Raw genomic sequence first — 14,105 nt, 5'->3', positions numbered from 1 at the left:
GGGGGAAATTATGTACTGGTATTTAGCGTATTTTATAATATATTTTGGAGCGATGATCGGCATCGCCTGGTATTACTTCTACAAAATTAAAACATATGAAGATTATATGATTTCTTCCTGGGGTACAGGTTTTTGGAAAATTACAGGAACGATTGTAAGTACGAATGCAGGTGCAGCTGTATTTATCGGCTGGGTCGGTCTCGGCTTTACAGTCGGTTTGTCAGGCTATGTGAAATTTGCGCTGGTCGCTTACATATTCAGTTTGATTTTAGTTATTGTCTTTGCTAAACCTTTAAGAAGACAGAAACTATTTACGCTCGCTGATTTATTTACTGCCCGTTTTGGCGGACGTGCCGGCATTCTGCCGTCCATCCTGTCTGCTTTTATCTACTCGGTGCCGACGCTTGCCTTGCAGCTGATCGGGATGTCAACGGTATTTAATATTACACTGGGCTGGGATCAGTCAACCGGCATGATTGTCGGGACTACTCTAATACTTGCCTTTTCTATTCTCGGCGGACTGCCGGCAACGATACTGACTGATGCTGTACAATCGGTTTTAATTTTAGTCGGTCTCATTGTGCTTGCTATCGTTACAGTGATGCATGTCGGCGGAATTTCTGATTTATTTGCAAATACAAGCTGGGAGTTTCTGAGTCCAATCAGTCCGGAAGGCATGTCTGAAACCTTGCTATATGCCTTATCGGTCGGCCCTTTCTATTTAGTCTGGCAGTCGACCTGGCAGAGAATTTTTGCGGCTAAAGATGAAAAGACAGCCCTTCGGGCAGGTATTACAGGACATGTCATTGTTATGGTGATTTCCTTCCTGCCGTTTTTAATCGGAGTGTCTGCCCGTCAGTTTGTTGATTTAACGATGAATCAGGATCTGGTCTTCGCTTTTGTTACTAATGAACTGCTGCCGACGCCTGTTGCGGGAATCATCTTCGTTGCACTGCTTGCTGCATTGATGACCGGTGCCACATCATTTAACTTACAAGGTGCGAGCAACTTAACTAGAGATATGTATCAAGTGCTGATTAATCCAAAAGCAGATAATAAAAATCTTCTGCTTGTTTCGCGGCTGACTGTTATTTTAATTACACTGCTCGGTCTTGGAGCAGCTTTCTTTATTACCAATATTAATGATGCCTACCGCTGGGCCCTTATGGTTAACGGTGTGCTCTTGGTTTTCCCGTTCCTTGCGATTATGTTTTGGCCGCGTGTTACTAAAAAAGGGGTGCTCACCAGTATGCTTGTTTCGCTGGCTGTTATATTTATATATCCATATCTCGGATTGCCGTTTGATCAGGCACTCGTCGGATACGTTCTGTCCTTTTTACTGGTCGTCGGTGTCAGTCTCGTGACTAAGCACGACAAGAGCGAAATACCGAAAGCCGCAATACGTTACAGATTAAGTGATTATAAAAAAGGGGATCTTTAAATGAGAGTCGAAAAAATAATCAATGCCAGGGTGCTCGATGTTGAAAGGGGCACGGCTGCCTTGTCTACAGTTTTAATAGATAATGGAAAAATTATTGAAGTAACTGAGCAGGACGAGTTAATTATTGATGATACAGCACTGGATTTAAACGGCCAGTTTCTGTCACCGGGTTTTATCGATACGCACAGTCATCTCGTCATGTACAGCAACTTCCGCAGGCAGCTGAACTGCTCTCCGGAAAGTGTTTCGAGTATAGAGGAGATGGTCAGGAAGTTTACTGAGCAACAGGAAACTTTGCTTAGAGACGGCTGGCTGAGAGGATACGGCTACAACGAATTTGAATTAAAAGAGCAGCGTCATCCAAACCGTTTTGATCTGGATAAAGTGTCTAAAGAAATTCCAATCTACGTTCAGCACAGTTCAGCCCATATGGGAGCGGTGAATACGAAAGCACTGGAAATTATGGGTGTCAATCTCGATGATCCGGATCCAAAAGGCGGCCGTTTTGAAAGGGATGCGGAAGGTAAAATTAATGGCGTGCTGTTTGAGTTTCCTGCTCTTGATAAAGCAAAAGCTGTGCTGCCGAAAATTGAAGCGGATGACTTGGCGGAAGATATTGCCGGCGGAGTTTATGATTACCAGAGCCGCGGCATCACGAGCGCAACAGAAATGTGCATCGGACTTTTAAACGGAATGGATGATTATTATGCTGTCCTTGAGTATTTGGAACAGCCGCAAAATTTCAGAACAAGATATGCCATTGATTATAAGCTGCTGCTGGAAGAGGAAATTTTTAAAGAAGAAACCGGCCGGACTTTAAAAGAGAAATTTGAGACTTTAAGCGGAGGGTTTGCAACCCTCGGCGGAGCAAAATTCTTTAACGATGGTTCGATTCAGCTTCATACAGCGAGCATCAGAGGAGACTATTACGATGGCACACCGTCTGACGACACGCAGTTTACAAGCAGGGAACTGGAGGAACTGTTTACGCATTTCCAGAAGCTAGAATTCCCGCTGATTACCCATGCAAACGGGGACAGAGCAGGGGAGGCGGTAATTAAGGCGTATATCAATACAGCTGATTATAAACAGACTGATATCAAACACAGAGTGGAACATCTGCAAATTGTCAATAAAGATGATATAAAACTCATGGTGGAAAATGACATCGGCGGCTCATTCTTTATGAATCACATCTACTATTTCGGTGATGTACATAAATCTAAATTTTTAGGACCTGACCGGGTGAAGCGGATGGAACCTGTAAAATGGGCAGATGAACTCGGGATGGTAAGCACCATACATTCGGACTGTCCGGTAACGGATATCTCACCGCTCGAGTCTATCCGCATTGCTTGTGAGCGTAAAACGCGAGGCGGCGATGTTCTCGGGGAAGACATGAAGCTCGACCGTGTCGCAGCTTACCGTAAAATGACAAGCGATGCGGCCAAATTAAATGGCACAGATGATGTTGAAGGAACAGTGGAAGCCGGCAAGTATGCAGACTTTACTGTCCTCAATGAAAATCCGTTTGAAGAAAAAACTGAACTGTCGGATGAACTGATTCAGATGACAATTGTTAATGGAGAAGTTGTGTTTAAGAGGTAATTTAATAGAGTGAGTAAATGACCCCGGTATTGTGCTGGGGTCATCTTATTTAGTTCTTATTCACAGCACCTTCTGTTTCAGTCAGGAAAAAGCCTAAAGAAGGATCTGCAGAGATGTGTTGAATAATTAAGTGAAAATCAAATCCTGTTAAAGAATGATATAGATTTGTAAGAGGTCTGTTAAGAAAAACGGATATTTTTATTTAAGCACTAATCCGCGGTATAATATAGGTGACTACAGTGAATGGAGAGATTTAATGATAGATATTCATAATCACTTATTAATCAACGTAGACGATGGTCCGAAGTCTGAAGAAGAAACTCTGGATTTACTCAAACAGGCAGTGGACGAAAGCATTACAGATATTATCTGTACGCCGCATCATCACAGCGGTACGTATAATACACCTGCAGATGTTGTAAAAGAAAAACTTTCTGAAGTAAAAAATATTATCGATAAACACCAGCTGCCCGTTAAAGTGCACCCGGGCCAGGAAATCCGAATCAACGATGATTTGATTGACGAGCTCCGAACGGGAGAAGCTTTGACACTGGCCGGCAGCAAATATATTCTTATCGAGTTTTCTTTTACAGAATTGCGCGAAGATGTAGATGAAGTCTTCACGGCACTCCGGGAACTCGGCCTTACTCCAATTATTGCCCATCCCGAACGCTGCCGTCCGCTTGTTAAAAATGAACAAATTTTAGCGCGCTTAATCAAAGAGGGGGCGCTGGCCCAGGTGACTGCAGCTTCCGTATGCGGAGAATTCGGCAGCGACCTGCAGGAGAACTCACTGGAGCTGATACAAAAAGGCCTGATTCAAATTGTGGCAAGCGATGCTCACCATGCAGAATACAGACCGTTTATGTCTAAAGAGGCATTTGAAATTATCGAAAACGAACTCGGTAAGTCCTATGTTGAAAAGATGAAACAGACGGCAGCTGGTGTACTGTATAATCAATAATCATTATTCATGCTGCTTTTTACTTTGTTTCACTTTAAAATAGTCCCCGCCTTTTTTCTGAGTATCATCGGTTCCCCAGTCAGTTAGATTTTTCGTATCGACGAGCTTAGGGATATGTTTCGAACAGTGGATGTAAGCTTCATGGACTGTGGTGACGACCCAGCGTTCTGTCCGGTTTTCGTGCTGTGCAAAAAGAGCACTCTGGGTGTCATCATCCGGAATAATTGTATGTAGTTCATCGTTTTCAATAATTTCAGCAGCACCGTTAACGTGCAGACCGATCTGATCTTCAAAGAAATCGATAAACAAAAGGCCGATATGCGGATTCTCAGTAATATTTCCAAGCGATGCCATGACACCGTTACCGCGGTATTCCGGGTACATGAGACGTTTATCGTCTATAATATAAACGAAACCCGGTTCACCAGCTTTAAAGGTCGAATCACAGTTGCCGCCGGCGTCGCTTGTCGACATGAATAAAAACTGCTGGGCTTTCACAAACTCCTGCATTTCCGTATTTAAATAGTCGATCATCTGATTGTTGTAAAAAGCATCTGCACGGCGTTTTGTACCGTGCATTTCCTGTAAATTACGTTCACCCTGTGACATAATATCACTCCTTAATATGCTCAATTTTAACATTTTTAAAGTTATAAAATACGGGTATAGTTTACAAAGAGGTGAAGGAAATGAAACAGATTATTACGATTCATTATATCGGCGGATCGACGATGGAAGTGAACAAGACAGAAGCGGTAAATGAATTGCTCGGCTTAATCGACGGTACTTTTGAAGATAATCAGTTTGTGAAACTTCCGAATCGAAGCGGGGGAGAAGTTTATGTTAATTTAAGTCTGGTAACTTCTCTTGAAGTGCGGAGTATATAAAAAAGTAAAAAGGCCTGGGAATCTTGATTCTAAGATTCCCAGGCCTTTATTGTGTTGAAGTAGATGAAAGACGGATTCCCGAGTGTTAAAGCAGGCTGCGGCCCTTCAGGGTTGGTATGACTGGACTTCATGTATACGAAAGGCTCGGTGCGTAGTCATGACAGGCGCTCATGTATACGAAAGGCTCGGTGCGTAGTCATGACAGGCGCTCATGTATACGAAAGACCTGGTGCGCAGTCATGACAGGCGCTCATGTATACGAAAGGTCCGGTGCGTAGTCATGACAGGCGCTCATGTATACGAAAGAACTGGTGCGTAGGCATGACGGGCGGCATCACTCATCAGAAACTGACATCAAATTCTCCATAATAGTGAGCGTGTTAGCTCTGGTTGGAATGTTTTCGGCACAAATAATTCTCGGATGAGAGTAATCCTTAAGCTGTTATTAGCCGGATTTTTAAATTATAGTGAATTGTTATCGTAAAAGTCTGTCATCGCTTTTAGTCCAGCGGCAGGGTCAATATTGTCTGCGTTCTGTGACTGTAAAAACACACCGAATGTAGTAATAAAGTTCAGCAGGTTCTGTTTTTCAGCAACATATCCCATAGTACCGATGCGCCAGATTTTACCTGCAGCCGCACCGAAGGTGCCGGCAATTTCAATACCGAAGCGTGATAGCAACTCGGCACGGAATTCCGCGTCATTAATTCCTTCCGGTATTTTAACGCAGACGACCATCTGCATCTCATGTTCTTCATCACCGAACAGCTCAAGACCGAGTGCTTTTATTCCTTCTTTCATCGCTTCGTGGTGATAGCTGTGACGGCGGGCGCGTGCTTCCACACCTTCAGCTACTGCAAGCTTCAGTCCCTCATACAGCCCGTAAACGTTCACCGTTGCCTCTGTATGGTGATTTAAGCGGCGTTCGCCCCAGTAGTCCTGCAGCTGCGTTAAATCCAGGTAGTTGCTCGTAATGAAATGGGATGTCGATTTGTCATTCTCTGTACGTATTCCTTTTTCCACGCGTTTCCGCTTATTAATCTCATTGCTGAAACGTTCATTGAAGGTAATCGGAGTAATTCCCGACGGCACCGACAGACATTTCTGTGCACCGCCGATTACTGCGTCGAGTGCCCATTCATCAACCGGTATATCCTGGCCCATATAAGTCGCTACTGCATCAACTACAGTAAAGATGCCGCGTTCTTTTGCTGCATGTCCAATTTTCTGAATCGGCTGCAGGCGGCCGGACGATGTTTCTCCGTGAATAATTGCCAGAACTTTAGGTTGTACTTCATCCATTTTTTCAATAATATCATCCTCAGGGATTACTTCTCCCATCGGCGCTTCGATTGTATGAACGACACCGCCGGCCCGTTCAACCAGTTCAGTCACCAGGTAACCGAAACGTCCGATTATCGGAACGAGTACCTTGTCGCCCGGCTCAACGATACTGGCAATTACAGCCTCGATGCCGGCACGGCTTGTGCCGTCTATTGGAAATGACCATTTATTTTCAGTTTTAAATGATTTCCGGATTAATTCCATAGTTTCATCCATTATTCCGGTAAATTCCGGATCGAATTGTCCAAGAATAGAATTGCTCATAGCCTGGGATACTCTCGGATCTGCTGCAACAGGTCCAGGTGTCATGATCAGTCTTTTGTTTATTTGTAAACTTGCCATTATGCGCATCATCCTTCGTCTTTTTATTTTTTTGTACTGTTAATAATATAATTATTAACGCAATTATACAAATATTTTTATAAGACTTATTTTCACACCCGATTTTTTGTGATGTTTTGCACAATATCAATAAAAATATTATCTACTATAGATAAAGCAATATCGGGAGCGGTCCTGTAAAATATAAAGTGATCATAATATAAAACTATTATAAAAGGAGATTAACCATGGAAAACAAAAAACTTTCCAACAGCTACTGGATAAAAATCGTCATTGTTTTTACGCTCGGATGGATTGCGATTTATGCAACGCGTACAATTTTAAATCCGATTATGACCAATATTCAGTCTGAATTTAGTATTAACGCTGCTCAATTAGGTTTAATAAGCAGTCTGTTCTTTCTAGGTTATACTGCGACTCAAATACCGTCAGGGTTTTTAGGAGATAAATTCGGACGGAAGAAAATGATTATTCCTGCCTTTATCGGCTTTGGTATTCTTGCTATCATTTCAGGGCAGATGGTAACATTTTATATGTTCCTCATGATGTGGTTCCTGACTGGTATGTTCCAGGGTGTATTCTATGGACCGCAGTACGGATTATCATCTGAAGCGATTCCGCAAAAACGCCTGACTCTCGGCAGTGCCATTATTAACAGTGGTATGGCAATCGGTATGTCAGCCGGGTATTGGATTTCCAGTATTACAGTTCAGGAAATGGATATGTCATGGCGCACACCGTTCTGGATTATGGGTGTTATCGTAATTGTTATCGGTATTATTATGTGGATTATAGTGAAGGAGCACCCGCCTGGTTATCAGGCGCCAACGAGCGAAAGCGGTGCACCGGCGAAACTGAAAGTATCGGAACTGTTCAAAAATAGAAACCTTATACTGGCTTTTATCACTATATTCTGTTCGATCTACGGTTTCTTCGTAATTCTGACCTGGCTGCCGTACTACCTTGAAACAGCACGCGGCATCAGCGGCTCAAGTGTTGCTTTCGTGTCATCTTTAGTACCATGGGCATCAATTCCTGGTATGCTGTTCTTCGGCTGGCTGTCAGACAAATTAGGCAAACAGCGTCCGGTACTACTGGTAATGGTTCCGCTGGCTTTTCTATCGACAATCTCTATCGTACTATTCGATCAGATGTGGGTACTCTATGTATCACTCATCGTTTACGGTATCGTTGGTAAGTTAAGTACAAACCCTGTACTGATTGCCGTTGTAGCTAATAACGCGCCGCGTGTCGGTCTTGCAACTTCATTCGGTATTTATAACTTTATCGGAATGTCGGCATCAATTTTAGCACCGTACATTACCGGTTTCATTACAGATGTTACAGGAAACTTGGATATGGGCTTCTACCTTGCAGGCGGCCTGCTTATTGTCGGTATTATTGCGGTATTCCTGCTGGATGAATCAGGTTATAAAAGAGTAGAGCATGTAGAAAAATCAATTAATATTATATAGTAAGACCTTCCCGAAGCTCACATCAGCTTTGGGTTTTTTTATGAAAGACAGGTACAAACTATTCGCACAATTCTTACTATAAGCGCTTACATGATTTTAATAATAAGATAAACTTATCAGTAAACATTAAATTTATATAGATTTATCTGAATATTTATGATAAATTCAAATCATGTTTATTTTAGGGGGGATTTTTGTGAGCGATTCCAAAGATAGAGGAGTTGTCCAAAAAAGTTATGATAACCTTTGGAGTGAATCCAAAAGGACAAAATCATTACTCAAGTTTTTTAGTACTAAAGATTTAAGAAATGCAGCGACCGGTGCGCCTTCGCCTGAAGAGCACAGGAAAGCATATAGTAAAGCTCAATTAATCGGTTTAATTTTAGGGCCTCTGCTTTTTGTTCTGGCTCTGCTGTTTTTAAAATCTGATTCACTGGACAGCTCAGGCATCTTTGTTGTTGCTGCGGCATTGTGGATAGCAACTTGGTGGGTCACCGAAGCTATTCCTATTCCAGCGACATCGCTGCTGCCTCTGGTTCTGTTCCCGATGGGCGGAGTAATGTCAAATCAGGAAACAGCAAGTTTTTACGGAGATGACATAGTATTCTTATTCTTGGGCGGTTTCTTACTCGCCGTAGCAATGGAAAAATGGAATTTACATACCCGTATTGCCCTGTCTATTATTAAAGCTATAGGTACGACAACAGCAACAATTTTACTTGGGTTTATGGTCTCTACTGCCTTGCTTTCAATGTTCGTATCCAATACAGCAGCAGTAATGATTATGATTCCAATCGGTCTTGCAATTATTAAAGAAGCACATTCGTTATCAACGCCGGAACTCGGAGGCGATGTTAAATTATTTGAGAAAGCACTCGTCCTCGGTATCGGTTATGCAGGAACAATCGGCGGACTCGGTACTTTAATCGGAACGCCGCCGCTGATTATACTGGCAGGCCAGATGAGACAGATTTTTGATGTTGAATTAAATTTTGCCCAGTGGATGCTCGTCGGTATACCGGTAGTCATTGTAATGCTTGCGATTGCCTGGGCATATATGAATTACTTCTCGTTTAAGCACGGTATGAAAGAACTGCCGGGCGGACGTAAAATTATCACAGATGAACTGGAAAAGCTTGGCAAAATGACAAGAGAAGAAGTATGGGTGCTGGTAATATTCATCCTGGCAGCAGCCCTATGGGTTATGCGCGGTTTCTTCTTCGATCAGTTCGCGTTTACAGAAATGCTCGGCGACGGTTCCATTGCGATGTTCGCTGCTGTTCTTCTGTTCCTGATTCCATCGAAGAAACAAAACGGGCGTGTTCTCGACTGGGGTGTCGCAAAAGACTTGCCTTGGGGGGTTCTGCTTCTGTTCGGGGGCGGGCTGGCTTTAGCTGGATCTATAGTTGCCACAGGCGTCGATGCCTGGATTGGTGAAATGCTCGCAGGTGTAGGCGGCATGCCGCTGATTCTGATGATTGCTATCGTCGCAATTTTAATACTGTTCTTAACAGAGTTCACATCAAATACAGCAACAGCAACGATGATTTTACCTGTACTTGCAGGACTTGCGATTGCTCTTGATGTTCATCCGCTTGCTTTAATGATTCCGGCAGCAATGGCTGCAAACTGTGCTTTCATGCTGCCTGTCGGAACACCGCCGAATGCGATTGTCTTTGGAACAAATAAGGTAAGTATCGCAGAAATGGTTAAAACAGGGTTCTGGCTGAATGTCATTGCTTCAGTTATCATTATCGTTGTGGTTTATCTGTGGGTGCCGGTCGTTTACGGTATCGACCTGCATGTATTCCCGTTCTAACAGTTTAATAAATAAAATAAATGAGTCCCCTGCAAAAAGGCTGGGGACCATTTTCGTCAGTGAGCTAATATAAAATTCAAGACAAAAAAGCAGCGAAGATATCTATTAAATAGATGACTCCGCTGCTTTTATAAATATTATTATGCGTGTGATTCTTTTTTGCTTCTAAGGTAGATTACAAAGAAGAAAAATACTGCTGCGGCAATCAGTAAGATTGAACCGATATAGAAAGCAAGTACTTGTGAACCGGTTACGTCACCGATATAACCTGTCAGCCAAGGTGCCACGACTGATGATGCCATACCGAAGAAGTTGAACAGGCCAAGAGTTTTGGCTGTTTTTTGCTCCGGAACAGAATCTGATACGTAAGTGATTAATACAGGATCGATTGCAAGTTTCCCCATTAGTCCGTAGTAACTACCTGTAGCAATACCCTAGGTATACTTGTGGCAGTAAACCTGCTGTACCGAGTACAACAGCACCGATCACAAAACCGATAAATGCTGGAATTAAGACTGCTTTCTGAGCAAATTTATCAACATATACGCCCGCGGGAATTTGCATTCCTGTATAAGCAAAGAAATATACAGAAGCGATCAGACCGATTTCTGCGTTAGATACATCGATTAAAGAGCTCTGAATCTGAGGATAAACCGGTGTCAAAATCGTTCTGTAAATCCAGATTGCGACCCAGCCAAGTACTAAAGCAACTATTATTTTTTTATAGTACTGGGAGCCGTTCTTTTCTAATTCATTTATTAAGTACGCCTCCTGTAATTTTCAACTACCTATGTTATACGTTTTAAAAAACAAACACTCATTGTTCACATTGAACAATGAGTGTTTGTAATTATTGATCCCCCCACAAGAAATTAATTATTCTGGATGTGCTTGGAAATGAATAAGGCAAGGCGAATATTGAGAGAATGCACAGGATCACTTACATTTACTCTGAGCATTTCTTCGCACTTATTAATGCGGTATTTGACAGTATTTCTGTGCACGAAAATATCATTGGATGTTTTCGTAATGTCGCACTGATTATCCATATAACTCTGCAGTGTTTTCTTTAATTCTTTATCTTTTGTATTGGACGGAAAAGCAAGTTCGCCGAGAGTGCTTAGAACAAACGGGCGGACTTTATCCTGCGGCAGGAGCTGCAGCAGTTCTTCAAAATTCCGAGGACGATAAATTTCGAGAAACTCGCGTTTTCCTTCACCTTTGCAGAGGTCAAAAGTTTCCAGCGCTTCTACGAAAGAAGAATGAATCTGAGTGAAATCCGATACTTCATTGCCTATGCCGAAGGATAGTGACTCTTTAAAGAACTTCTTGTATTCCTGCTGCAGATGGCGGCAGTATGCTTCGTAATATTCATGCTTGTCCTGCAGCAGAATAGCGAATTTATTTGAATCGCCGAAACCGAAAATACTGATGTTCGGGTCGAGAGTAACGAGAACGCTCTGCAGCCATTCGAAGGTCAGCTGGTAGCGTTCATTGACATACTCAGAATTCTCAATATCGCTGCCCGGATCAATGCCGCAAATAATCACTTTATAATATGAGGAATCTTTCAAATGATAGCGCTCGAAAAACTCCGGGTTGCTCTCGAGACTGATAGGCGAGCCATCAGTTGTATTGATCAGGGAGCTGAAAAGCAGATTTACATCTTCCTGCTCGGTCGCGCGTATTCTTGAATCTTTATAAATCGCGAACGACAGCGAGTTAATCGCCTGTTCTATGGCGAGATGGCTGAAAGGATAACTAATAGTTTCGAGATTCGATACGATTAAATAATAAGGGAAATAGCTGAAAGCCGGAACTTCGAATACTGCAATCCTGCTGTTGAAATCGACATTTACGCTGTCTTTATCAGGCAGATACACATTGTTGAAATACCTCAGGTTTTCCTTCAGCAGCTTCTGATCATTTTTAAAATCGTTGCTCGTTACCTCTACTTTATAAAATGGATTAATCAGCACAAGGGGCAAGCGTAAAAACTGGCTCAGCTGATTCAGCATGCGTTCGACGCTGAATTCTTTAATCAGCATGGAATTCATTCGCTGCTGCACTTCCAGCGCGTAATATAATTTTTCCGTTTCATCTTTTGAAATATAAGTGGAAATGCTGTGAGTCGCCTGGCCGAGCTTCCAGTTTTCCGGAATTTCTATCAGCGGGAAGCCGAGCTTGTCGGCGTGTTCAATCACTTCTTTGTCAATCGTGTGAATGAAACGCGATAATTTAATGCCGAGTGCCGCAACAGGCACGCTGGCAAGCTCACTGATAAAGTTAATGAGCGACTGCTGGTTGTCCTTAAAATTCATGGCAGTCGTTAAAAGGAGTGTATCCTGGGATGTATAATCTTTCACATCCGGTGTTTCCGTAATATCGACACTGGTCACTTCGCGGGACAGGTCCGCATTTTTATTTATTAATTTGAAATTGCTGAAACGTTCCAAGGATAAAATCTCTTTAATAGATACCAATTAGTCATCACCTAAAATGCCGTATATAAGAATTTGTACAAAATGCACAAATTTAATATTCAGACGTAATATTTTAACTATATTTATTTCTTCATATAATAGTACACTAATAATAATTAAAACGTAAATATAATTAACCAGCTGTGCGTTTTACTGGCTGCACTAAGGGTAAAGTATACACACAGCTGAGTAATACTTTTGCGTTTTACGTTTTTACAGAAATGGTCAGGAGGAATATAAATGGCTTTTGATTTAGTTATAAAAAACGGACTGGTAATTTTACCAGGCGGAGAAAAGAATGTCGATATCGGTGTGAAAGACGGCAAGATTGCTGCTATCGGTACAGATATTGATGCAGGCGAAGCGCGTGTTAAAGATGCAGAAGGTTTAATTGTATCACCGGGTATGATCGATGCTCACGTACATATCAGTGAACCGGGCGGCAGTATCCGCGATCACTGGGAAGGGTACGATACAGGTACACGCGCATCAGCAAAAGGCGGAGTGACGTCATTTATCGAAATGCCTTTAAACCAAATTCCGGCAACAGTTGACGAAGAGTCGATTAACAAGAAATTTGCAGCCGGTGAAGATAAATTATCTGTGGATGTTTACAGCTACGGCGGCTTAGTGCCGTTTAATCTTGAAGGCGGGATTCAGGAGCTTGATGAAAACGGCGTTGTGGCTTATAAAGCGTTCGTTGCAACAGCAGGCGACCGCGCAATTGAAGGCGACTTTATGAACGTCGACGATTACTCTTTATATGAAGGAATGCGTCAAATTGCAAAAACAGGTAAAATCCTGTCGATTCACGCTGAAAACGGGCCAATCACAGATAAACTCGGCCAGCTTGCCCAGGAGCGCGGTGAAAAATCACTAGCAGCTTATGTGGACTCACGTCCTGTATTTACTGAAATTGAGCCGATTCAAAAAATTATTTTATTCGCGCGTGAAACAGGATGCCGTGTGCATATCGTGCACGTAGCATGTGCTGAAGGCATTGATTTAATCAATGAAGCAGCAAATGACGGTGTGGATATTACATGCGAAACATGTACTCACTACTTATACTTCTATAAAGAAGAACTCGATGATATTGGACCGGTAGTGAAATGCTCGCCGCCAATCCGTGAAAAATCACGTCTTGAAGGAATGTGGGAACGCGTATTTGACGGAAAAGTGATGTTCGTTACAAGTGACCACTCACCATGTACACCTGATCTTAAAGACACTGACGATGCATTTAAAGCGTGGGGCGGAATCTCAGGGATCCAGAATAACGTGGATATGCTGTTTGATGAAGCAGTCCAAAAACGCGGCATGTCACTCGTTCAGTTCTCTGACATTATTGCAACTAACGTGGCTGCACGTTTTGAACTTGAAGGAAAAGGCCGTATTGAAGTGGGGTACGATGCTGACTTCGTGCTGATAAAAGGCGATTCACCTTACACAGTTGAAAAAGAAGAATTAGAATACCGCAATAAAATCAGTCCTTACATCGGACGCGAAATCGGCGCACAGGTTGCCGCTACAATTTTACGCGGTGAAGAAATCTATTCACTCGAAAACGGCGTAAGCGACGCTAAAATCGGTAAATTTTATAAATAAATTAAGGGAAGCACCGCGCAATTTTTGATTGCGGGGTGCTTTTTGGTGGAATGAGAGAGTTGGTGGGGTGGATGCCCGTGTGAGTTTGACGTGGTAACTTAAAGCGTGTTGGATTCCCATGTGGAATTGACGTG

General features: G+C 42.6%; 10 protein-coding genes and 1 pseudogene. 7 read left to right on the top strand and 4 right to left on the bottom strand.

Translation table 11 applies throughout. The annotated features are described in order from the left end of the window. Positions 1-10 precede the first annotated feature (10 nt). The 3 genes from DFR63_RS04485 (at position 11) to DFR63_RS04475 (ending at position 4,013) form a co-directional block, all read left to right on the top strand. Entirely contained in the window at positions 11-1,441 is a 1,431-nt protein-coding gene (locus tag DFR63_RS04485) for a sodium:solute symporter family protein (RefSeq protein ID WP_115884592.1), read from the top strand. Next, entirely contained in the window at positions 1,442-3,049 is a 1,608-nt protein-coding gene (locus DFR63_RS04480) for an amidohydrolase (protein ID WP_115884589.1), read from the top strand. Positions 3,050-3,305: 256 nt separating this feature from the next. Next, positions 3,306-4,013, top strand: a complete 708-nt coding sequence (locus DFR63_RS04475; RefSeq protein WP_115884586.1) for a tyrosine-protein phosphatase — start codon at positions 3,306-3,308, stop codon at positions 4,011-4,013. 3 nt (positions 4,014-4,016) lie between these two features. Here DFR63_RS04475 and DFR63_RS04470 read toward each other — a convergent pair whose 3' ends face one another. Then, positions 4,017-4,622 carry a pyridoxamine 5'-phosphate oxidase family protein gene (locus DFR63_RS04470; protein WP_115884583.1) on the bottom strand — a complete coding sequence of 202 codons (606 nt, stop codon included), beginning with the start codon at positions 4,620-4,622 and terminating at the stop codon, positions 4,017-4,019. Between the two features lie 80 nt (positions 4,623-4,702). Here DFR63_RS04470 and DFR63_RS04465 point away from each other — a divergent pair, with 80 nt between their 5' ends. Beyond that, entirely contained in the window at positions 4,703-4,900 is a 198-nt protein-coding gene (locus DFR63_RS04465; protein ID WP_115884581.1) for a hypothetical protein, read from the top strand. A gap of 462 nt (positions 4,901-5,362) precedes the next feature. Here DFR63_RS04465 and DFR63_RS04460 read toward each other — a convergent pair whose 3' ends face one another. Then, complete coding sequence (locus DFR63_RS04460; protein WP_115884578.1) at positions 5,363-6,586, bottom strand: pyridoxal-phosphate-dependent aminotransferase family protein; 1,224 nt, start codon at positions 6,584-6,586, stop codon at positions 5,363-5,365. A gap of 227 nt (positions 6,587-6,813) precedes the next feature. Between DFR63_RS04460 and DFR63_RS04455 the strand changes: the two genes are divergently transcribed. Together DFR63_RS04455 and DFR63_RS04450 are read left to right on the top strand one after the other, a co-directional pair. Then, a complete protein-coding gene (locus tag DFR63_RS04455; RefSeq protein ID WP_115884576.1) occupies positions 6,814-8,061 on the top strand; it encodes an MFS transporter in 1,248 nt (415 codons plus the stop codon). A 196-nt stretch (positions 8,062-8,257) separates the two neighbouring features. Next, positions 8,258-9,880, top strand: coding sequence for an SLC13 family permease (locus DFR63_RS04450; protein WP_245954126.1), 1,623 nt, complete (start codon positions 8,258-8,260; stop codon positions 9,878-9,880). Positions 9,881-10,020: 140 nt separating this feature from the next. Here the strand turns inward: DFR63_RS04450 and DFR63_RS11865 are convergent. Both DFR63_RS11865 and DFR63_RS04440 read right to left on the bottom strand, forming a co-directional pair. After that, positions 10,021-10,639: pseudogene (locus tag DFR63_RS11865) on the bottom strand (MFS transporter). A 113-nt stretch (positions 10,640-10,752) separates the two neighbouring features. Next, positions 10,753-12,363 (bottom strand): PucR family transcriptional regulator, encoded by a 1,611-nt coding sequence (locus tag DFR63_RS04440; protein ID WP_115884573.1) that lies wholly within the window; start codon positions 12,361-12,363, stop codon positions 10,753-10,755. A gap of 240 nt (positions 12,364-12,603) precedes the next feature. On the opposite strand from DFR63_RS04440, the gene allB reads away from it, so the two are divergent. Next, positions 12,604-13,971: an allantoinase AllB gene (allB, locus tag DFR63_RS04435; RefSeq protein WP_115884571.1), complete on the top strand. Its 1,368-nt coding sequence runs from the start codon at positions 12,604-12,606 to the stop codon at positions 13,969-13,971. Positions 13,972-14,105 lie beyond the last annotated feature (134 nt).

The organism is Jeotgalicoccus halotolerans (assembly GCF_003387165.1).
Taxonomy (GTDB): Bacteria; Bacillota; Bacilli; order Staphylococcales; family Salinicoccaceae; genus Jeotgalicoccus; species Jeotgalicoccus halotolerans.
This window is presented reverse-complemented; position numbering and strand designations above follow the sequence as displayed.